The 22,556-nt window shown below is 30.5% G+C and carries 23 protein-coding genes; 19 read left to right on the top strand and 4 right to left on the bottom strand.

All coding sequences use genetic code 11. The annotated features are described in order from the left end of the window. Window positions 1-388 precede the first annotated feature (388 nt). The 13 genes from ilvN to CM240_RS07070 all read left to right on the top strand — a co-directional run bounded on the left by ilvN (window position 389) and on the right by CM240_RS07070 (window position 13,166). A complete protein-coding gene (ilvN, locus tag CM240_RS07130; RefSeq protein WP_044037778.1) occupies window positions 389-877 on the top strand; it encodes an acetolactate synthase small subunit in 489 nt (162 codons plus the stop codon). Between the two features lie 30 nt (window positions 878-907). After that, window positions 908-1,900, top strand: a complete 993-nt coding sequence (gene ilvC, locus CM240_RS07125; RefSeq protein ID WP_044037776.1) for a ketol-acid reductoisomerase — start codon at window positions 908-910, stop codon at window positions 1,898-1,900. Between the two features lie 209 nt (window positions 1,901-2,109). Then, on the top strand, window positions 2,110-3,378 hold the full coding sequence (leuC, locus tag CM240_RS07120; protein WP_156930524.1) for a 3-isopropylmalate dehydratase large subunit: 1,269 nt from the start codon (window positions 2,110-2,112) through the stop codon (window positions 3,376-3,378). Between the two features lie 2 nt (window positions 3,379-3,380). Continuing rightward, window positions 3,381-3,872, top strand: a complete 492-nt coding sequence (leuD, locus tag CM240_RS07115; protein ID WP_044037774.1) for a 3-isopropylmalate dehydratase small subunit — start codon at window positions 3,381-3,383, stop codon at window positions 3,870-3,872. Window positions 3,873-3,884: 12 nt separating this feature from the next. Continuing rightward, window positions 3,885-4,955 (top strand): 3-isopropylmalate dehydrogenase, encoded by a 1,071-nt coding sequence (leuB, locus tag CM240_RS07110; RefSeq protein WP_044037772.1) that lies wholly within the window; start codon window positions 3,885-3,887, stop codon window positions 4,953-4,955. Window positions 4,956-5,004: 49 nt separating this feature from the next. Next, window positions 5,005-6,675 carry a biosynthetic-type acetolactate synthase large subunit gene (gene ilvB / locus CM240_RS07105; protein ID WP_044037770.1) on the top strand — a complete coding sequence of 557 codons (1,671 nt, stop codon included), beginning with the start codon at window positions 5,005-5,007 and terminating at the stop codon, window positions 6,673-6,675. Window positions 6,676-6,881: 206 nt separating this feature from the next. After that, a complete protein-coding gene (locus tag CM240_RS07100) occupies window positions 6,882-7,400 on the top strand; it encodes an NUDIX hydrolase (protein ID WP_044037768.1) in 519 nt (172 codons plus the stop codon). A gap of 61 nt (window positions 7,401-7,461) precedes the next feature. Then, the gene (gene spoIIM, locus CM240_RS07095; RefSeq protein WP_044037766.1) at window positions 7,462-8,079 is read left to right on the top strand and encodes a stage II sporulation protein M; all 618 of its coding nucleotides are present in this window, start codon (window positions 7,462-7,464) and stop codon (window positions 8,077-8,079) included. A 9-nt stretch (window positions 8,080-8,088) separates the two neighbouring features. Then, window positions 8,089-8,964, top strand: coding sequence for a tyrosine-type recombinase/integrase (locus CM240_RS07090; protein ID WP_044037764.1), 876 nt, complete (start codon window positions 8,089-8,091; stop codon window positions 8,962-8,964). Window positions 8,965-9,032: 68 nt separating this feature from the next. Then, on the top strand, window positions 9,033-10,205 hold the full coding sequence (locus tag CM240_RS07085; protein WP_156930523.1) for a phosphopentomutase: 1,173 nt from the start codon (window positions 9,033-9,035) through the stop codon (window positions 10,203-10,205). Between the two features lie 11 nt (window positions 10,206-10,216). Continuing rightward, window positions 10,217-11,032: a purine-nucleoside phosphorylase gene (locus tag CM240_RS07080; protein ID WP_044037760.1), complete on the top strand. Its 816-nt coding sequence runs from the start codon at window positions 10,217-10,219 to the stop codon at window positions 11,030-11,032. Window positions 11,033-11,040: 8 nt separating this feature from the next. Next, window positions 11,041-11,859 carry a purine-nucleoside phosphorylase gene (locus CM240_RS07075; RefSeq protein ID WP_044037758.1) on the top strand — a complete coding sequence of 273 codons (819 nt, stop codon included), beginning with the start codon at window positions 11,041-11,043 and terminating at the stop codon, window positions 11,857-11,859. A 5-nt stretch (window positions 11,860-11,864) separates the two neighbouring features. Next, on the top strand, window positions 11,865-13,166 hold the full coding sequence (locus CM240_RS07070) for a pyrimidine-nucleoside phosphorylase (RefSeq protein WP_044037756.1): 1,302 nt from the start codon (window positions 11,865-11,867) through the stop codon (window positions 13,164-13,166). Between the two features lie 170 nt (window positions 13,167-13,336). Here the strand turns inward: CM240_RS07070 and CM240_RS07065 are convergent, their stop codons facing one another. Then, complete coding sequence (locus CM240_RS07065) at window positions 13,337-13,735, bottom strand: PBECR3 domain-containing polyvalent protein (RefSeq protein WP_051483742.1); 399 nt, start codon at window positions 13,733-13,735, stop codon at window positions 13,337-13,339. Window positions 13,736-13,883: 148 nt separating this feature from the next. Between CM240_RS07065 and CM240_RS07060 the strand changes: the two genes are divergently transcribed. Both CM240_RS07060 and CM240_RS16860 read left to right on the top strand, forming a co-directional pair. Further along, window positions 13,884-14,489, top strand: a complete 606-nt coding sequence (locus CM240_RS07060; RefSeq protein WP_044037754.1) for an SMI1/KNR4 family protein — start codon at window positions 13,884-13,886, stop codon at window positions 14,487-14,489. Window positions 14,490-15,259: 770 nt separating this feature from the next. Then, on the top strand, window positions 15,260-16,921 hold the full coding sequence (locus CM240_RS16860) for a glucosaminidase domain-containing protein (RefSeq protein WP_051483741.1): 1,662 nt from the start codon (window positions 15,260-15,262) through the stop codon (window positions 16,919-16,921). A gap of 32 nt (window positions 16,922-16,953) precedes the next feature. Here the strand turns inward: CM240_RS16860 and CM240_RS07050 are convergent, their stop codons facing one another. Continuing rightward, window positions 16,954-17,451: a hypothetical protein gene (locus tag CM240_RS07050; RefSeq protein WP_044037752.1), complete on the bottom strand. Its 498-nt coding sequence runs from the start codon at window positions 17,449-17,451 to the stop codon at window positions 16,954-16,956. Window positions 17,452-17,459: 8 nt separating this feature from the next. Continuing rightward, window positions 17,460-17,993: a hypothetical protein gene (locus tag CM240_RS07045; RefSeq protein WP_044037750.1), complete on the bottom strand. Its 534-nt coding sequence runs from the start codon at window positions 17,991-17,993 to the stop codon at window positions 17,460-17,462. A 182-nt stretch (window positions 17,994-18,175) separates the two neighbouring features. Here CM240_RS07045 and CM240_RS07040 point away from each other — a divergent pair, with 182 nt between their 5' ends. The 4 genes from CM240_RS07040 to CM240_RS07025 all read left to right on the top strand — a co-directional run bounded on the left by CM240_RS07040 (window position 18,176) and on the right by CM240_RS07025 (window position 21,546). After that, complete coding sequence (locus tag CM240_RS07040; protein ID WP_044037748.1) at window positions 18,176-18,436, top strand: hypothetical protein; 261 nt, start codon at window positions 18,176-18,178, stop codon at window positions 18,434-18,436. Between the two features lie 9 nt (window positions 18,437-18,445). Beyond that, a complete protein-coding gene (gene rlmD, locus CM240_RS07035; RefSeq protein ID WP_044037746.1) occupies window positions 18,446-19,813 on the top strand; it encodes a 23S rRNA (uracil(1939)-C(5))-methyltransferase RlmD in 1,368 nt (455 codons plus the stop codon). Between the two features lie 322 nt (window positions 19,814-20,135). Next, complete coding sequence (locus tag CM240_RS07030) at window positions 20,136-20,489, top strand: helix-turn-helix domain-containing protein (protein ID WP_039236610.1); 354 nt, start codon at window positions 20,136-20,138, stop codon at window positions 20,487-20,489. Between the two features lie 4 nt (window positions 20,490-20,493). Continuing rightward, window positions 20,494-21,546 carry a DNA cytosine methyltransferase gene (locus CM240_RS07025; protein ID WP_044037744.1) on the top strand — a complete coding sequence of 351 codons (1,053 nt, stop codon included), beginning with the start codon at window positions 20,494-20,496 and terminating at the stop codon, window positions 21,544-21,546. A 42-nt stretch (window positions 21,547-21,588) separates the two neighbouring features. Here the strand turns inward: CM240_RS07025 and CM240_RS16855 are convergent, their stop codons facing one another. Then, the gene (locus tag CM240_RS16855) at window positions 21,589-22,545 is read right to left on the bottom strand and encodes a restriction endonuclease PLD domain-containing protein (protein ID WP_051483740.1); all 957 of its coding nucleotides are present in this window, start codon (window positions 22,543-22,545) and stop codon (window positions 21,589-21,591) included. Between the last annotated feature and the right edge of the window lie 11 nt (window positions 22,546-22,556).

Below are 22,556 nucleotides of genomic sequence, written 5' to 3'. Positions count from 1 at the left end.
TATTTAATATAATTTTAAAAATGTAGGCAGAAATAATTTTATTATATGAAAATATAACGGGAATAAAAATATCTTTTAGTTTTGCTAAAAGATATTTTTATTTATACATAGGTGATTATAAATATTTACATAGAAAAGTTGCTGTAGTAAAATGTAAATATAGGTTATTGGATTAATTTGTACGTTGAACATATTTATGTAAGAATGTTGAAAGAACTTATTTACATAAAAGTAAAAATGCATGTTAACTTTCAAAAGAACAATGGAAATGAAAAGATATAACAGTAAATTAGAGTGCTTTATGTGGTTTTATATATAAGTTGTTGACAGTATAAATTTCCAGTGATAATATACATTAAACAGTATGACATGAAAAAGGGGAAGGATTATGAAAAAATATGTATTATTAGCTATAGTGGAGGATAATCCTGGAGTACTAACACGTGTTTGTCAGTTGTTTACTAGGAGAAGTTTTAACTTAGATAGCGTTACTGCAGGCAAAACTGAGAAAGAAGGATTTTCTAGATTAACATTAATTACAACTGCTGAGAATGATTATGTTGTAGATCAAATTTGCAAACAAATGTCAAAATTAGAAGAGGTAAAAAAAGTAAAAGCTTTAGAAGAAGATATGATTATATGTAAAGAGATTGCAATGATTAAGATAAAGTGTGATAATAATAAGAAAACAGAAATTGTTAATATAGCAAATATTTTTAAGGGTACAATTGTAGATGTTTCTAAGGAAACTGTAACAGTTGAAATGACTGCAGATGTTGAAAAGTTAAATGCATTTATTGAATTAGTTAAAGAAGATATAGTTGAACTTGTTTCTAGTGGATATATAGCTATGGAGCGAGGAAGTCTTGTCTTATAAATAAACAAAATATATTAGGGGGTCTATTTTATGGCAAAAGTATATTATGAAAGCGATGCAAATTTAAATTTATTAAAGGATAAAACAGTAGCTGTTATTGGTTATGGTAGCCAAGGACATGCTCATGCTTTAAATTTACATGAAAGTGGAGTTAATGTTATCGTAGGTTTATATGAAGGAAGTAAGTCTTGGGCTAAGGCTGAAGAAGCAGGATTAAAAGTAATGGTTACTGCTGATGCAGTTAAAAATGCTGATATTATTATGATATTAGTAAATGATGAAAAACAAGCTGCATTATATAAGAAAGATATATTACCAAATTTATCAGCAGGAAAGGCATTAGTATTTGCTCATGGTTTTTCAATTCATTTTGGACAAATTGTTCCACCAGCAGATGTTGATGTATTCTTAATAGCTCCAAAAGGACCAGGACATACTGTAAGAAGTCAATACTTAGAAGGAAGAGGAGTTCCTTGTTTAATTGCTGTACATCAAGATGCAACTGGAAGAGCTAAAGATATTGCTTTAGCTTATGCAGCTGGTATCGGTGGAGCAAGAGCTGGTGTTATCGAAACATCATTTAAAGAAGAAACAGAAACAGATTTATTTGGTGAACAAGCAGTTTTATGTGGAGGTTTAACAGCATTAATTCAAGCTGGATTTGAAACTTTAGTAGAAGCTGGATATCAACCAGAAATGGCTTATTTTGAATGTTGCCATGAAATGAAATTAATTGTAGATCTTATAAATGAAGGTGGACTTAACCTTATGAGATATTCAATCTCTGATACAGCAGAATACGGTGATTATATAACAGGTCCAAAGATAATTACTGAAGATACTAAGAAAGCTATGAAAGAAGTTCTTAAAGACATTCAAGAAGGAACATTTGCTAAGAATTGGTTACTTGAAAATCAAATCAATAGACCATATTTCAATGCACAAAAAAGAATTCATAGAGAACATCAAATTGAAACAGTTGGTGCAGATTTAAGAAAGATGATGTGTTGGTTAAAAAAATAGTACATCATAATTAGAGCTGTAGCTTGCGTTGTAGGCTCTAAAATTATTATCTATAGATATAGAATCTGTAATACTCAGTTTTACATAATTGAGTATTATAGATGATAGTCATAAGATAAAACTGAACAACTGAAAAAATTGAACAAGCTTAGGTTACTAAGCTTGTTTTAATTATAAGGGAAATAAATAATATAAGGGGGCAAGTTAGTATGATAAAACCTATGACTATGACACAAAAGATACTAGCCAAGTCAGCAGGACTAGATTATGTAGAAAGTGGACAACTTATTACTGTAAATTTAGATTTAGTATTAGGAAATGATGTAACTACACCAGTTGCATTAGATGCTTTTAATAAATTAGATAATGCTAAAGTTTTTAATAAAAATAAAATAGCAATAGTACCGGATCATTTTACGCCGAATAAAGATATAAAATCTGCTGAACATTGTAAATGTGTAAGAAAGTTTTCAAAAGAAAATGAAATAAAGAATTATTTTGAAGTTGGTCAAATGGGAATAGAACATTGTTTAATTCCGGAAAAAGGTTTGGCTATTCCTGGGGATGTAATAATAGGAGCTGATTCTCATACATGTACTTATGGGGCTTTAGGAGCATTTTCTACTGGAGTTGGAAGTACTGATATGGCCATCGGAATGGCAACAGGAAAAGCTTGGTTTAAGGTGCCAGAAGCAATAAAGTTTGTATTAAAAGGTAAACTACCTAAGTGGGTTAGTGGAAAAGACCTAATACTTCATATAATAGGGAAAATTGGCGTCGATGGTGCACTGTATAAATCTATGGAGTTTACTGGAGAAGGGGTAAGTGAACTATCTATGGATGATAGATTTACAATAGCTAATATGGCCATAGAAGCTGGTGCTAAAAATGGTATTTTCCCAGTAGATGATAAGACATTAGAATATATAAAAAATAGAACTGATAGAGAACCAAGAGTTTTTACTGCTGATGATGATGCTCTATATAGTGAGGTCATAGAAATAGATTTATCAGAACTAAAACCAACGGTAGCATTTCCGCATTTACCAGAAAACACTAAGACTATAGATGAGATAGATGAAGAAGTTAAGATAGATCAGGTTGTTATAGGATCATGTACAAATGGGAGAATAGATGACCTTAGAATTGCTGCTAAGATTTTAAAAGGGAAGAAAATTTGTAGCGATATAAGAACAATAATTATACCTGGTACTCAAGATGTATATTTACAAGCAATAGAAGAAGGGTTAGCTAAGATTTTTGTAGAAGCTGGAGCAGTTCTTTCTACACCAACTTGCGGACCTTGTCTTGGAGGTCATATGGGTATATTAGCTGAAGGTGAAAGAGCATTATCAACTACAAATAGAAATTTTGTTGGTAGAATGGGTAGTCCTAAGTCAGAGGTTTACTTATGTTCACCAGCTGTAGCAGCTGCATCGGCTATAACAGGTAGAATAACTTCACCGGAGGAGGTATAGTAATGAAGGTAATAGGAAATGTTTTAAAATATGGCGATAATATAGATACAGATGTAATAATTCCAGCAAGATATTTAAATACATCTGTACCGGAAGAATTAGCAAAACATTGTATGGAAGATTTAGATGTTGACTTTTTAAAGAAACTAAAAAAAGGTGATATTGTAGTTGCAGGAAGTAACTTTGGTTGTGGTTCTTCAAGAGAACATGCACCTATCGCTATAAAGTATGCTGGGGTATCATGCGTTATAGCAAAAAGTTTTGCAAGAATATTTTATAGAAATGCAATAAACATAGGATTCCCAATATTAGAGTGTGAAGAGGCAGTATTAGCTGCTGAAAATGGACATAAATTGGAAATTGATTTTGAAAATGGAATAATTAAAAATTTAGATTTAAATGAAGAATATAAGAGTCAACCTTTCCCAGATTTTATTTTAAATATAATGAAAAATGATGGTTTACTAAATACTGTTGACGCTGGTGAATTTTAAGGGGGTAAATTTATGAAAGAGTTTAATATCGCAGTTATGCATGGAGATGGAATAGGAGTAGAAATAGTAAATGCCTCTTTAGAAGTTCTAGAGAAGATAGGAGAAAAATATAATGTAAAGTTTAATACAAAAAATGCTTTACTTGGAGGGGCTGCAATAGATGCTACAGGGATACCACTTCCAGAAGAAACAATAAAAATATGTAAAGAATCAGATGCAGTAATTTTAGGATCAGTAGGAGGACCTAAGTGGGATAGCCTACCTGGAGCAAAAAGACCTGAAAAAGCTCTTTTAGGTATAAGAGAAGCTCTTGGATTATATGCAAATCTTAGACCAGCTAAAGTTTATGAGGCTTTAAAAGATGCGTGTCCTCTAAAAGATAGTATAGTAAATGAAGGGGTAGATCTTTTAGTTGTAAGAGAATTAACTGGTGGTATATACTTTGGTGAAAGAGGAAGAGTAAAAAAAGATGTAGATTCTGCATATGATACTGAAAGTTATGATGTTAATGAAATAAAAAGAATTGCTCATGTAGCATTTAAATCTGCAAGGCAAAGAAGAGGTAAGGTAACTTTAGTCGATAAAGCTAATGTTTTAGAATCATCTAGATTATGGAGAGAAGTAGTTAATGAAATTCATAAGGAGTATACTGATGTAGAACTTGAATTTATGTATGTTGATAATGCAGCTATGCAACTTGTAAGAAAACCAAGTCAATTTGATGTTGTATTAACAAACAATATTTTTGGAGATATTTTATCTGATGAAGCTTCAATGATAACAGGTTCAATAGGAATGCTTCCATCAGCTTCTGTTAGAGAAGATTCTTTTGGTATGTATGAGCCTATACATGGATCTGCACCAGATATTGCTGGAAAAGATATTGCTAATCCACTAGCACAAATTCTTTCTGTTGCAATGATGCTTAGGTATTCTTTAGATATGAAAGAGGCAGCTGAAGATATTGAAAGAGCGGTTGAAAAAGTATTAAAAGATGGTTATAGAACAGCAGATATTTATGCTGAAGGTATGAAAAAAGTAGGTACAAAAGAAATGGGAGAATTAGTTGTAAGTAAGTTATAACAGAGAAATCCCTAGTCTAAGATATAAATGTAGTATAGGGGGGCTTAGCATGAAAGTAAGAGGAGCTAGAATATTACTTGAATGTTTAAAAGAACAAGGTGTAGATACAGTTTTTGGATATCCAGGAGGAGCAGTACTTAATATATATGATGAATTATATAATTTTAAAGATATAACTCATTATATGACTTCTCATGAACAAGGTGCTGCTCATGCAGCTGATGGTTATGCAAGAGCTACAGGAAAAGTAGGGGTTGTTTTTGCAACATCAGGTCCAGGGGCCACTAATTTAGTCACTGGAATTGCAAATGCGTATATGGACTCAGTTCCTATGGTAGCTATTACAGGACAAGTTCCTACATCACTTATTGGTAAAGATTCATTTCAAGAGGTAGATATTGTAGGAATAACTCTTCCAATAACAAAACACAATTTTATAGTTAAGGATGTTAAAGATTTAGCTGATACCATAAGAAAAGCTTTTAGAATTGCAACTACTGGTAGAAAAGGACCAGTGCTTATAGACATACCAAAGGATGTAACTGCAAATTTAGCAGAATATGAACCAATAGAAATTAATAAAGATGATTTTAATTTAGAAATTGAACAAGCATCTTTAGATAAGGCATTAAATTTGATTAATGAGAGTAAGAAGATTGTTTTGATGGTAGGTGGTGGCTGTAATGCATCACCATGTACTGAGGAAATATTAGAGTTGCAAAAGAAACTAAAATGTCCTATTACAGAAACTATGATGGGATTAGGAGTTATAGATGGGTATTATGAGATGAATGCAGGATATGTTGGAATGCATGGAAGTGTAGCTGCTAACAGATTAATTCAAAAATCTGATCTTATAATTGTATTAGGAGCAAGATTCTCTGATAGAGTTATTAGTGATCCAAATAAATTTGCAACAAATACAAAAATTCTTCATATTGACATTGATGAGGCTGAGGTATCTAAGAATATTGAAGCATATACATCATTAATAGGCGATGTTAAAAAGATTCTAAAAGAGATAAATGAGAAAGTGGAAAATAGAGATGCTAATGAATGGACAGAGTATGCACGAGAACTTATAGAAGTTGAAATAGAGAAAAAGAATAGAGATAGAAGTGCAAAAGGACCTATCGATCCACATTATGTATTACAAATGTTAGAGAAGGAAACTAATGGTGATGCTATAATTGCAACAGAAGTTGGACAACATCAGATTTGGGCATCAAAAAGTTATAATTATAAAAATCCAAAGACCTTTATTACATCTGGTGGACTTGGAACAATGGGTTATGGGCTAGGTGCAGCTATTGGAGCTTATATTGGTACTGGGAAAATGGTATTTGATATAGCTGGCGATGGTTCATCACTTATGAATATAAATGAATTAAATACTATTTTTAAATATAATTTACCTGTTAAAGTAATTGTATTTAATAATTATTCACTTGGAATGGTAAGACAATGGCAAAATTTATTTTATGAAGGTAGATTATCTTCAACAGTAATGTATCCAGAAACAAGTTTTGCAAGAATTGCAAATGGATTCGGAATATATAGTAATAGAATAGAGAAGAATGAAGATGTTAAAGGCGCTATACATGAATTTGTAGCACATGATGGACCTGGATTACTTGAAGTGATTATTAATCATGAAGAAATGGCAACACCTATAGTTCCACCAGGTCAATCTATTGATAATATGATGTTAACAGATTAATAAATAAGAGGCTCTCGTAATAACAAATGAAAATTTGTAGACGAGAGCCTTTTTTTTATTTACAATTCACAACTGTAGTGGAAATTCCTATGAGGAATTTTCACCTAAACTATTCACCATTCACTACAATACCTTACTTCTGCACAGTTTATTTGATTTTTATGATAAAATATAAATATATTATTTTGATAAGAGGTAGAAATGTAATGAAATTAGAAGAAAATACTTTAAGAGAAGAAATAGTTTATAGAGGGGAATTTATAAATATATCACAATTACAAGTAAAGCTACCTGATGGTAATATAGCTAATAGAGAAGTGATAAGACATCCAGGTGGTGTAGCTGTATTAGCTTTTTATGATAGTGAGACATTAATCATGGTAGAACAATATAGGAAAGCTATAGATAGAGTTACTTTAGAATTACCAGCTGGAAAAATAGAAAATAAAGAAGAAATAATAGAAACAGCAAAGAGAGAATTAGAAGAGGAAACAGGCTATTTATCAGATAAATTTGAATACCTAGGGAAAATTGTTACGGCTCCAGGGTTTTGTGATGAATATATTTATTATTTTAAGTGTGAAGAGTTAAATAGTGGCTTCAAAGGTGGAGATGATGATGAGTTCATTAATGTAAAAAAAATAAAGGTTAACGATATAAAGAAAATGATAAGAAATGGTGATATAATTGATGGAAAGACTATTGCAGCATTGATGTTCCTATAAAATATGGAATATTTATCTCCTTGTTTACATATATTTTAGTAAAACAATAGGAGGTAAAGTCATGAAAGGAATTAGGTTTAATGAATTTATAAAAAAACATTGTAGAGATAATTTTTTAAGTTATGTTATTGTTATTTTTTTTATTTGCACAGGTGTTGTGTTAGGTATATATACAGTTTTATATATGGATGATTTTTCAAAACAAGAATTAAAGAGTTACATAAATTCTTTTTTGAGTATAGGAAAAATAGATATACCTTATGAAGAGTTATTTATAAAAACATTTATAAACAATTTTATGATTTTAGTACTTATATGGTTATTAGGGTTAACAGTAATAGGAGTTCCTTTTACACTTATAATTTCTCTTGTAAAAGGATTTACTTTAGGATTCACTACAGTATTTTTTATTTCAGAAATAGGCGGAAAGTCTATAGCAATTATATTTTTAACTACTATCATTCCTAACATAATTTATACCTTAATGTTAATAGTTGCATCAGTACTTAGTATTCAATTTTCCATGTCCCTTTTAAAGGATAAAGGTTCATGGAGGAATAAATTATTAACTAATATAGGTAGGTATACTATATTATTTGTTATTATTATTGGAATAACAATGTTAGGAGTGGCTTATGAGACTTTTGTTTCACCAAATTTCATTAAGTTATTTAATTAGGAGTATTATATGGAAGAATATTTATCAGAATATGAAAATTATTTAAAGAGAGAAAATTTGTCTGCAAATACATTAGAAAATTACAAAAGAGATGTAAAGTTATTTATGGAGTATATTATTAGTAAAAATCTAGATATAAAAGATGTAACAGAACAATGGGGAAATAGATATGTTATAGAGTTGAAAAATTCAAAGAAATCTCTTAATACAATAAAAAGAAATATATCATCATTAAAAAAGTTTTATTCCTTTTTAGTAACTAAAGGAGAAGTAAATATAAATCCTTTTATTATAAAAACTGTAGGAAGTTCGAAGCGTATAGATATTAAATATCTTACATATGATGAAATAGAAAAACTTATAGATGCACCAGATGAAAATACAGTAAAAGGTATAAGAGATAAAGCAATGATTGAAATTATGTATGGAACAGGTATTAAGGTTACAGAGTTAATTAATTTGAAATTAGATAATATAAACCTTAAAGATCATTTTTTACTCTTTAATAAAAGTGAAGAAGAGAGATTTATACCTATTGGAAGATATTGTGTAAATATAATGAAAAAATATTTATCATATAGAAAAGAATTAGATAAATTTCAAAGTGAATATGTTTTCCTAAATGTTAAAGGAGAACCATTAACTAGACAAGGATTTTGGAAAATTATCAAGGAATATGCTAAAGAGATAAATATAGATAAAGAAATTAACTGTACAGTATTAAGACATTCTTTTGCAATGCATCTTTTAGAAAATGGAGCAGATATATCAGTTGTTCAAGAACTTTTAGGTTTAACTTATTTGAATAGTGCTGAAGTTTATAAATCAGCAATAAAAAACAGAAAAATCGTAGATGAATATATAAAAAATCATCCAAGAGCATAGCTTTTATTTAGGCTATGCTTTATATTATTATTGTAGTAAAATGAAAGATGAAGGAAGGAGAGATTGTAGTGACAAATAGAGTAATTTTAATAGTACTAGATAGTGTCGGTATAGGAGAGTTACCTGATGCAAATAAATATAATGATGTAGGAAGTAATACAATTGGTAATATAAGTAGTAGATGTAATGGAATTAATCTTGCAAATCTTTCGAAATTAGGAATTGGCAATATTCAAGGTATTAAAGGTTTAGAGAAGGTATCAAGTCCAATGGGTGCATTTGGTAAATGTGCAGAAGCTTCAAATGGCAAAGATACTATAACAGGCCACTGGGAAATTGGTGGAGTTATTTTAGAAAAACCATTAAAGACTTACCCTAATGGTTTCCCAGAGAGAATTATTAAAAATTTTGAAAATAAAATAGGAAGAAAAATAATAGGAAATAAAGTAGCTTCAGGAACAGAGATATTAGAAGAATTAGGTGAGGAGCATATTAAAACTGGATATCCTATTGTTTATACATCAGCAGATTCTGTGTTTCAAATAGCAGCTCATGAGGATGTTATAAGTGTTGATGAGTTATATAGATTTTGTGAGATTGCTAGAAATATGTTAATCGGTGATGATACTGTAGGAAGAGTAATAGCAAGACCTTTTATTGGGGAAGCTGGACATTTTAAAAGAACTGCTAAAAGACATGATTATGCTCTAGAGCCATTTTCAAAAACTTTCTTAGAGTACATAAAAGATAGTGGTATGGAAGTAGATGCTGTAGGGAAGATAAATGATATTTATTGTGGTAAAGGAATAACATCGTCAATTCATACTAAAAATAATGAAGATGGAATAAATAAGACTATTGAGTTAATGAAAAAGGAAAGTAAAGGTTTAATTTTTACTAATTTAGTTGATTTTGATATGCTATATGGTCATAGGAATGATGTAGAAGGATATAAAAGTGCATTAGAATACTTTGATATGAGATTGCCTGAAATAATGGAAAATATAAATGATGATGATGTACTGATAATAACTGCTGATCATGGTTGTGATCCCACTACAGAATCAACAGATCACAGTAGAGAATATATTCCTCTTATAGTATACGGAAAAGATATAAATGAAAATGTTGATTTAGGAATAAGAGACTGTTTTTGTGATATTGGAAAAACTATACTTGATTTATTAAATATAGATAATAATTTAAATGGAGTATCTTTTAAAGATAAATTAGTTAAATAGGGAGAATTAAAATGAAAAGTGAAATTATAAAAGAATCAGTAGAATATATAAAATCAAAAATAAATTCCACTCCTAGTATAGCTTTAATATTAGGAAGTGGTCTTGGAGATATTGCAGAAGAAGTTGAAGATGCAATTTATATAGATTATAAAGATGTTCCTCATATGCCAATATCTAAGGTTGTTGGTCATAAAGGAAGATTTGTTATAGGAAAACTTTCGGGGAAAGATGTAATTATGATGCAAGGAAGATTTCACTATTATGAAGGGCATAATCCAGAAATTATTGCATTACCAATATATATAATGAAATTATTAGGAGTAAATGATATTGTAATAACTAATGCAGCAGGAGGAGTTAATACAACCTTCAATGCTGGGGACTTAATGATAATAAGTGATCAAATTAATGGAGCAGGAGTAAATCCTTTAATAGGAGAAAACAATGATGAATTGGGACCGAGATTTCCTGATATGAGCAAAATATATAATGATAGATTAATAGATGTAACTGAGAAGTGTGGAAAAAAATTAAATTTAGAATTGAAAAAAGGTGTTTATTACATGACATCAGGTCCATGTTATGAAACACCGGCAGAAATAAAGATGATAAGAATTTTAGGTGGAGATGCTGTAGGAATGTCTACAGCACCAGAAGCTATGGTAGCTAATTATTGTGGGATGAACATACTTGGAATATCATGTATAACTAATATGGCAGCAGGAGTATTAAATCAACCATTAAATCATGAGGAAGTTATTGAAACTTCAAATAATGTTAAAAAAGATTTTATAGCATTGATAAAAGAAATAATAAAAGAGGTGTAGTCTATAATATGAGTTTGTTAGATAAAGTCAACAATACAAAAGAACTTATAGCAGAAAAATATAATGGCGACATAGATTTTGCCATAGTACTTGGAAGTGGACTTGGAGATTTAGCAAATAGAATAGAGAATCCTATAACTATTCCTTATAGTGACATACCGGGATTTCCTAAAGCAACAGTAGTTGGACATAAAGGAGAGTTAATAATAGGGGAGTTATCTGGGAAAAAAGTTTTGGCATTCAATGGTAGATTTCATTATTATGAAGGTCATAATATGAAAGATGTTACTATAGGTATTAGAGTGGCACAGAAGCTAAATATTAAAAATTTAATAATATCTAATGCTGCTGGTGGCATGAATCCAGAATTTAAACCAGGTGATTTAATGGTTATAACAGACCATATCAATATGACAGGAGATAATCCTCTTATAGGTGAGAACATAGAAGAGTTTGGACCTAGATTTCCAGATATGAGTTCTTGCTATGATAAAGAATATATAAATAAAGTTAAAGAAATAGGGACTAATTTAGGAATTAATTTAGTTGAGGGTGTTTATACCGCTGTAACAGGACCTAATTATGAAAGTCCCTCAGAACTTAGAATGCTTAGAATTATAGGTGGAGATGCAGTAGGAATGTCTACAGTGCCAGAAGTTATTGTTGCAAGTCATGGTTCTATGAGGATCCTCGGAATTTCAGTTATTACAGATATGGCTTTATGGGATACTCTTGAACCATTAGAGCATTCAGCTGTTATAGCAACTGCCAATAAAGCTAAAGATAAGTTTATTAAACTAATTGAAGAGTTTATTATGGAGGTTTAATATCTATGAGAATGTATGATATCATACTTAAAAAACGTAGAGGTCTTGAATTAACTACAGAAGAAATAAATTTTTTTGTAAATGGATTTAATAAAGATGAGATACCTGACTATCAGGTATCTTCTCTTATGATGGCAATATTCTTTAAGGGAATGAATAAAAGAGAGACGGCAGATCTTACTATGGCAATGGCTCATTCTGGAGATATTCTAGATTTGAGCAGAATTGAAGGCATTAAGGTAGATAAACATTCTACAGGAGGAGTAGGTGATAGTGTTACATTAGTTTTAGCTCCATTGGTGGCTTCATTAGGAATACCAGTTGCTAAAATGAGTGGTAGAGGTTTAGGTCATACTGGAGGAACTATAGATAAATTAGAAACATTTAAAGGATTCTCTGTTGAATTAGACAATGATACTTTCATAAATAATGTAAATAATATAAAAATTGCAATTGCAGGACAGACAAAGTCGTTAGCACCTGCTGATAAAAAATTGTATGCATTAAGGGATGTTACTGCTACGGTTGACAATATTTCTCTTATTGCTTCTAGTATAATGAGTAAAAAAATAGCTTCTGGAGCAGATGCAATTGTCCTAGATGTTAAAGTCGGTGATGGTGCATTTATGAAGAATTTGCAAGATGCAAAGAATCTGGCAACAGAGATGGTATCTATCGGAGAACAACTAGGCAGAAAAACTGTAGCTATAATTTCCAATATGGACCAACCACTAGGATTTGCTATAGGAAATGCTTTAGAGGTAAAAGAAGCTTTAGATACGTTAAAAGGCAATGGACCAAAAGATTTAGAGGAATTAGTTTTAGAAATTGGAGCACAGATGGTTGTGCTTAGTGAAAAAGCACATTCTGTTGAAGAAGCTAAAAAACTATTAAGAGAAAATTTAACTAATGGCAAAGCTTTAAATAAGTTAAAAGAGTTAGTAGAGTCTCAAGGAGGAGATTCATCTAGTATATATAATGAAGAACTACTACCTAAAAGTAAATTTAAATTAATAATTAATAGTGATAGAGAAGGATATATTTCTAAGATTTTGTCTGAAGATGTGGGATTATTAGCTATGGAGTTAGGTGCCGGAAGAAAAACTAAGGATTCAAAGATAGATTTAGCAGTAGGGATAGTACTTAAAAAGAAGATAGGGGATAAAGTGAAAAAGGGAGAGGAATTGGCAACTATTTATTGTAATAGCGAAGAAGCTGGAAAGTCTGTTTTAAGTAAGCTTAAAGATGTTATTATTATTAGTGACGTATATGAAGAATATAAATTAATATATGAAATTGTAAAATAATAAAAAGATTGGCAACATAAAATTATATGTTTGCCAATCTTTTACAACCTTGACAGGGCGGCGTATCCTGTATCTCTGGTTACTACTAAGTAGCGTATTGGGTGCCATTTCCAACCTCAAAGTTAACAACTAATTAATTATAATACATAAATCATAAATAATAAAGTGTTTTAAAATTTTATTTTCATAAGCTTTCCATTGTGAATACGATTTTCAACTTTTGAAGATGAAATAGGATACATGGATGCAACATATATATAATTTTGTTTTTTATCAATATCTAATGCTAACAATATTGGCAAATCTATTTTTTTTATCAACTCCAAGCTAACACCTTTACTAGAAACATTTACTCCAACAAAATGAGGACTTTGAATAATATCTTTAATAGTAGATTCCAAATTACATAATATTTTTTTTGATAATTGCTTAGAGTGACGTTTACGAATGTGCTTTAATACTCCAGGAGAAGCATAAACATTGCCAGAATAAGTGAATCCAACAATAGCAGAAACACCTTTGGGAATTCGGCCTATTCTATGATATCGTTTTAGGTCTACCATATCCATCTGTCCTTCCATAGTTTATAGTTATATGATAAATATAATATGTATTAATAATACATTAATGTGAAAATATAAACTTAATATTATTATATCATATATTATTATTTATGATAAAATATAAAAAATAGAAGTTAACAAAGGAGTAAGAGTTATGGATTATATTTATGCTATAAGTAAATTTAAAAAAATGCTTAAAGATAAGGGATTAGCAGAAGTTGAAATTGAAATGGCGTTAAAACGAGCTAAGGATATAGATATAATAACTTTAGAGAATTTATATGAATCTATGGCGGAGATGTCTATAGTATATTCTGAAGAGGAATTAGAGAATATAAAGAAATATTCTATTCCTGATGAAATAATAGAGTTTTATAAACAATATGAACCAAATGATTTACCATATTTATCAGGATATATTGATTTGCTAAGTATAAAAGAAATTAGGTATGTAAATACCACTATATCACCATCAGCCTATCTTCTAAGATATGGACTATTAACTATAGCAATGACCGGAGAGGGAGATGTTATAATGATGGATTTAAACAATATAAATGATGGACAACCAAGAATATTATTTGGTTCTTGTAGTTGGTTTAACTTTAATGAGATGGTTAGAGAAGTAAGTGTATCAGCTTTTTCTTTAGGTTTATCCAACTCATATTTAAGTGATAATATAATTAATAATAAACTTCCGGTTATGGAAGAAAGTTTTTATGATTTTATAATAGGTTTATCTGAAGAGAAATATCAATAAAGTACATATTAAATATAGGAAAATCAAATTCATAAAAAGGAGTTAGACAAACTATCAATTGTAAAAATATTACTAAAAAATTACTAAAATTAGAACTTGATTAAATTTAATTATTGTAAGATAAAATAAAATAATGTAAAATATAGTCGAAGCACTAATACCTTAATATTAATCTCAGGGATTTACTTTAGTATGTAGAAAGTGAAATGAAGAAGATATTAAGTATTTTTGTTGGATTTTTAATGATTACAATGTTAGTTTTAGTACAACTTTAAAATATAGAAGATAAGAATGGGTCTATGATGTTGAGATTACAGAAATGATAGAAAAATTTCTAAGTGTTGAAGATATTAGAATTAAAATTCTAAAGTATATTGAAATCTAATTTACATCAGATAATGGATTAAATATATCCGTTAGTACTCATGTCTTAGAGATAGAGGATGTGCTAATTATGTAAATGATAGTTTAAAAAGTAAAAGATTATCTAGGGGACGAAGAGTAGAGATATTAAGATGTTAAATCTATTTATCTCCCTCAAGGTATTTAATTAGAATATAGGAATCATGTACATATAGAATGAATTGATATTATTAAGTTATTATTATAGAAATATTAAACAAAATAATTTTTCGGTTACTAAAAATACTAAGATGTCTTCAGAGTAACAATAGAAACTTGTTTTGTAACAAGTCCCTGAGGATATGTATAGGTATTATGCTAAAAAATATAGATAATAGAATATTTAAATAGTTTGGGGGGCCAATGTAATGAATAGAAAATATGGTCACAAATTACTTGGTGGATTTATTATTATAGTTATTATTTTAGGAGCATTAATACCTTGTACAAAAGTATTGGCGTATTCAGATGTCGGTGTAACTTATAGATCTCATGTCCAGGATATAGATTGGATGGGATGGTGTAAGAATGGAGAAACATCTGGTACTACGGGAAAAGCTTTGAGATTAGAAGCTTTACAAGTTAAATTGACTAATCCAATTGAAGGAATGAAACTGAAAGCCAGGGTTCATGTACAAGATATAGGTTGGATTAATTGGCAAGATAGTACTAATATATTAGGAACTACAGGAAAATCTCTAAGATTAGAGGCAGTTGAATTTAAGCTTGAAGGTAATGGGTCTGAAAATTATAGTATAAAGTATAGGGCTCATGTCCAAGATATAGACTGGATGCCATGGGTAGAAGATGGACAAATTGCTGGAACTACAGGAAAATCTTTAAGGTTAGAGGCAATAGAAATAAAAATTGTACCTAAAAACGAAGTGGTATTATCTGATAGTAGCATTGCATATAATACATATGCTGCTGATATAGGATGGCTTGGTGAAGTAAGTGGAAGTAATATAGCTGGGACAGTAGGGGAGAAAAGAAGATTAGAGTCTATAGCTATTTCTACAAGAAATTTACCAAGTAATATTAAAGTTAAATATCAAACTCATGTTCAGAATATAGGATGGACATCTACTGTAGAAAATGGTCAAGTATCTGGAAATCCTGGTAGTGGAAACAGAATAGAAGCTATAAAAATTTGGCTGGAAGGTGCGCCAAGTCAATATAGAATTCAATACCAAGTGCATCTTGAAAATGCAGGATGGCAAGAGTGGGTAGAGAATGGTCAGATGGCTGGGACAACTAGTTTAGCCTTACGTGTTGAAGCTATTAGAATAAGGATATCAACAAATCCTTTATCTATAGCAAGAAATTATGATGTTGTTACTACTAGTAAAAGTTATAATGACTTTTTAGCGGGACAAGCAGATAGAAATGTAGCTTCTGGAGTTTCAGGTAAACTTCCGGTATCTGAAGTTGCTAATTATGTTAACGCTAAAACATTATTACATAATCCTAGCATAAATCAATTTATAAGAATAGATCAGTTTAAGAATGTAGATGCTAATAGCATTAATACTTATTTACAAAATTCTCCGTATAATGGAGGAGTTTTAAATGGAAAAGGGCAAGCTTTTGTAGATGCAGCTAGAAAATATAATCTTGATCCGTTATATCTTTTAGCGCATTCAATTCATGAAACAGGATATGGAACATCTAAGTTGGCGAAAGGTATTACATATAATGGAGTAATGACATATAATTTGTTTGGAATAAGAGCTTTTGACTCTAATCCAAATGGAGAAGGTGCAAAATTTGCTTTTGAAAATGGGTGGACTTCTATTAATGCGGCGATTGAAGGTGGAGCAAAGTGGATAAGTGATAATTATGTTAATAGCTCTAAATATAATCAGAATACTATTTTTAAAATGAAATGGGATACTGTTTATGGATGGCATCAATATGCAACAGATGCAGGATGGCCCAATAAAATAGCTGCTCATATAGAAAAAATGAGTTATATATATAATGGCAATACATTAAATTATGAAATAACTAAATTGAAAGATTTACCATAGTATAAAAAACGCTACAATTATTGTAGCGTTTTTTATATAGTAGAACTTATTTTATAAAAATTATTGGGCATTAGATTTATAATATCAGTGCTAGAAAGAAGTTTTATATCAAAATTTGAGGGTAACATATTAAGCTTATCTAAAATTATATCATCATAAGATGATATAGATAATATATAGCCATTACTAATATTATTTTCATGCATGGATCCAATGAATTTATAAAAGTCATTTTCATCAATGTAGTGCTTACAAAGTATTGCAAATGAAGTATTATTTTTTGACAAAATAGAAATATAAGTATCATCTAAATCTTTTAATTCTAAGTATCCCATAGAAGTAAATAAACTCTTGCTCCAATTATAGAGTTCTATTGGTGATAGATTAGAGAGATCCGATTCTGAAATAATATTATTTGATATTTTAGATGAGATATTTCTAAGTTTCATGTATCCTAAAGTAATTTTATATATTTTTAACAAAATAAAAAAAAACTCTATAGATAATATCATTATTAAAAAAGTATACATATTTCACCTCATATATTTATGTTATTAATTAAACATTGATTAAGAAGAGATTGTTTATCTAAAATCATAAAATTTTTCTGTTTTGACAGTTCTTTTTTTATATCTTCATCTATTTTTTCACGAGATAAGATAATAACGTTTGTTTTATTTTCTATAACTAAGGCACCTACTGTAGAAAGAATGAAGTTATTAACATTAAAATCTTCATCTCTAGAGTCTTCTAAAAATTTTACTAGATAATTTGAATTATTATCATATGTTAAAAATTGAAAACCTGACTTATCATAATTTAAAACATTTTTATATCCAATAGATAATAAGAATTTCTTTATAAAAATTTTAAATTCTGAATCATTTAGAGAATGTAACTTAGATTCTAATGGTGACATAGTATTAATTAAAAGCATATCTTTATATAGATTCGTTTTCTTTTTATAACGTGAGCTTATCTCATTTAAAAATTCATTTAAAATTGACAGTATAAGTTTACAAGATATTATAAAAAATAAAATTAGAACATATTTAAAAATTATTTGAAACAATTTATCTACCTCCTGTATTTTAATTATTGACAATGAAATAAATTTTAAACAAAATAATTCTATATATCATATTTAAATGGTATAATATATTTGACATAAAATTATAGGTTTTGGTATTAAAACTGAAGATGTTATTTAGGATTTACAATACGGGATACATTTAATATAAAGGAGGAATATATATGGAAAAGAAAAGAGGATTAGGGTGGAATTTCATTAGTAGTTTGATAGATATTATATCTATTGCATTAATTTCTGCTATAATTATGGTTCTAATTAATTTAGTTTTGAATATTATAGGTTATAAAATTGTATCAGAATATAAAGTGTATGCTAATTTCTTATGTTATGTAATAATATCACTTTTATATTTAACAATTACACCAGTTACAAAATTAAAAGGAACAGTTGGAAATTTTTTAGCAGCAAAAATATTAGGATAAGGTGAGTAAATGGCAAAAAGAAGACGTGAATATGAAGTACTTATAGAAGATGTAGCATTTCCAGGAATGGGAGTAGCAAAACATAACGATAGAGAAATATATGTAAAAGGTGCTATTCCTGGACAGAAGGTAAAGGTCTCTGGTGGAAGAAAGAAAAAAGGTAGACTAGAATGTCCTATAAGAGAAATTATTGAAGAGGTTGATTATAAGATAGAACCACTATGTTCTCATTTTAATGATGGATGTGGAGGATGTTCACATCAATTTATCGATTATGCCACACAACTTAAATTTAAAGAAAAGGCTGTTTTAAATTTATTTAATCAAAAGAAAATAGAATCTTATGAGTATTTAGGAATTGAAAAAAGTGAAAAACAATTTGAATATAGAAATAAGATGGAATTTACCTTTGGTGACCTTGAAAAAGGAGGAGAATTAACCCTTGGTATGCATGCTAAAGGAAAAAGTTTTGGAATTTTGACTGTGAATAAGTGTCAACTAGTAGATAATGATTTTAGATTGATCCTTGATGCTGTTTTAAAGTTTGCTAAAGAAAATAATCTACCACATTATAGAATTATGTCTAGAGAAGGATTCCTTAGAAATTTAGTAGTAAGAAAAGGCGAAAATACAAATGAACTTATGATTAATCTTGTTACTACTACACAGATGAAAGTTGATTTTTCTGAATTAGTTAATACAATAAAGTCATTACCACTAAAAAATGAATTAGTATCATTTTTACATACAAGTAATGATAGTTTATCTGAAGCAGTTATAATAGATAAATTAGACATATTATATGGTAGAGATTATATTTATGATAAGTTATTTGATCTTAAATTTAAGATAACGCCAATGTCGTTTTTTCAAACAAACACGAAAGGTGCCGAGAGACTATATTCAATTGTAAAAGATTTTATGGGAGACAGTGAAGATAAAGTAGTTTTTGACTTATATTGTGGAACAGGTACAATTGGACAGATTGTTGCACCGAATGCTAAGAAAGTAATCGGAATCGAACTTGTAGAAGAAGCAGTAGAAAGTGCAAAAATTAACTCTAAGCTAAATAACTTAAATAATACTGAATTTATTGCAGGAGATGTTGGTGAGGTAATTAAAACATTGAAGGTTAAACCTGACATTATAATAGTAGATCCACCAAGAGCTGGTGTATCACCAAAAGCATTAGATTATTTAGTTAAATTCAATGCAAAAGAAATTATTTATGTTTCATGCAATCCTGTATCTTTAGTTGATAACTTAGTACAATTTAAGGAATATGGATACGAAGTAGAAAAAGTGAAACTGATGGATATGTTCCCAAACACTCCACACGTTGAGTGTGTTGTCTTGATGTCAAGGGTTGAGAAATAAAGTCTATTCAAAGTACTGATAAATAAAGGATTTCCGAGGTTGGAAGATTTTCTGTCTGATGTCTGGCAGTGCCTTTCAATCTTGAAAATCCTTGTTTTTGTTTATTGAGGAAACAGGTCGACTGTAATAAAGTGCGTGGGGTTGAGTTGACAGATTAGATAACTTCATAGGGTTGTGGAGATAGAATAGATGTGGTCTGGGTATAGGAGAAGAGCTGTGCATTAAATTGAAAATTACTACATTGCTGCTTTTGAGCAGCGTTTAAGTAAGATGTTCTTGACAAAAGGCAGCGAAGGTGATATGATGATGCAGAGGTGAGAGGATGCCTGAGATAGGACAAATGATTAAAAGTCGTCGAGAAGCCATGGGGCTTTCTCTTAAAAAGTTAGCAATTGCTTGTGGCTCAAGCGACAGTGAAATAATGAAAATTGAGAACGGAACTAGAAAAAACCCTAATTGGGCAACATTATGTGAAATCGCACGTGCTTTAAATTTTCACCCGTTTGAAATATTGTTAGCCGCAGGTTATATATCAGAAAATGATATGCATCCCAATTGCCAGATTCATGGTTTAGAAAACTTAGATGATGACGGGGTAGCAATGGTGCAATTGTTCATAGATTTTTTGACTATGCGGAACGGTAATAAAATTGGTATTTCAAAGGAGGGAGAGTGATATTATGATATTTAGATTAGGTGAATTATTTTGCGGCCCAGGTGGGATCGCTTGGGGTGCAATGAATGCTAGTATTGAAGATCCAAACTTTGCGATTGTACATCAGTGGGCAAATGACTATGACGCAGATACCTGTGAAACATATAGATTAAATATCTGTCCTGATACTCCTAATACTGTTTACCATGCGGATATTCGCAAATTCGATATGTCTAAACTAGCCCCGATTGATGCACTGGCATTTGGTTTCCCATGCAATGACTATAGTGTTGTTGGTGAGCAAAAAGGTATGGACGGGGTATTCGGTCCCTTGTATTCGTATGGTGTCAAAGCTCTAAAACTGTTTAAACCCAAGTGGTTTTTAGCAGAAAATGTTGGAGGACTTAGAAATGCAAATGATGGGAAAGCCTTCACTAAGATTCTCAAGGAACTGAGGGAAGCTGGCTATACAATTACACCTCATCTCTACAAGTTTGAGGAATACGGAGTCCCTCAAGCGAGGCACCGTTTGATTATCGTTGGCATACGGGATGACATCGATGTTGAATTTAAAGTCCCATCGACAGCACCCTATGTCGGAATCGATAATACTTGCAAAAATGCAATAGAAAATCCCCCTATTCCAGAGGATGCATATAATAATGAATTGACAAGACAATCCGAAACTGTTGTTAGAAGGTTGCAGCATATTCTACCTGGACAAAATGCATTTACGGCAGACCTTCCAGAAGATTTGCGACTTAATATTAGAGGAGCAAAAATAAGTCAAATATATAAGAGGCTCGATCCAACTAAGCCTTCCTATACGGTTACGGGAAGCGGTGGTGGAGGAACACATATCTACCATTGGGAAGAACCACGAGCATTGACTAACAGAGAGCGGGCAAGATTACAGACTTTCCCTGATGCTTATAGATTCGTAGGAAGTAAAGAGAGTGTACGCAAACAAATAGGAATGGCAGTACCTTGTCAGGGTGCAAAAATCATTTTTGAGGCAATATTGAAGTGTTTTGCTGGAATTGAATATGAGAGCGTAGAGCCAAGTATTAAAGAATGAAAAAGCAGTTACTTTGTAGAGAAGGCAAAGTAACTGCTTTGTTTATACATGGAAATCCATAAAGTACTGCTCATCGTCGATTTTGTAAAAGGTAACATCTGTTCTTCCATAGTTTAGTAAATCTTGTTTTGTTACGAACGCACCATTTCCAAGACCTAAACGGTTTCGGAAGTATTCTCCGAGTTGAGCGTTGCTAAGAGGTGTTGTAATTGCTTTGTCGTTTTGTTGCTCAACTCTTAGGAGAAGAGTATGACCGTCGTCTGTAATAACAGTAAAGTGTTGTTTATTTAACGGGAAGAAACCGCTTCTTGCAATTTTTGCAGGAAGATGTATATAAGCTTCGTTTTTGTTTCTGCCCTTTCGTTGTCCCCAATTTAATCCGGATTTTTCTCCAACTTCAGCCTTATTTGTGAGAAGCGATAGAGTCGTAGAAGTAATATCCTCGCCAGCCAAAGTGGTTAGAGGCTTGTTTTCAGCATCAAGAATTTGATGTGTTGGACGGAGAACGATATGGTCTTCGACCTCTGCATGGTTACAATAAATTGAGTTTGCTTCAACTTCTTCATAAAACTTATAAGCTTCTTTAGGATCACAGCATACAACTATTTCTTTTCTGGATTGGATAAATGCATTCTGCACAAAATCAGCTGAACCTGTATATGCCTGTACTGGTGATTCTTCCTTTAGCCAAATGTATAAATTTGCGTGAACTGGAGGGTTTTCGCAAACATAACTACATGAAAAGCTATCCACTGCTTTTGGATATGTTTTGCCATGGAGTTCCATAAAGCCCTCATGTATAGGAACGCTTAATCCATCGTAAGGAACCATTCCAATAAGCAATGAAATATTTAGAGGGTGCATATTTTGTTCTTGAAAACTCTTAATAAGCCATGATGCCATATTAGGGGTAGCATATCCGCTTAATATTAATAAAGTGTCCGCTCCTTGGAGTGGAGGGGCAAATAAAATCCTTTTTGCTATGTTGTTGGTGAACATCCATTCTTGCC

It is taken from the genome of Clostridium bornimense, from assembly GCF_000577895.1.
Classification (GTDB): Bacteria; Bacillota; Clostridia; order Clostridiales; family Clostridiaceae; genus Clostridium_AN; species Clostridium_AN bornimense.
The sequence above is the reverse complement of the archived record's forward strand: the minus strand, read 5'-3'. Positions and strand labels throughout refer to the sequence as shown.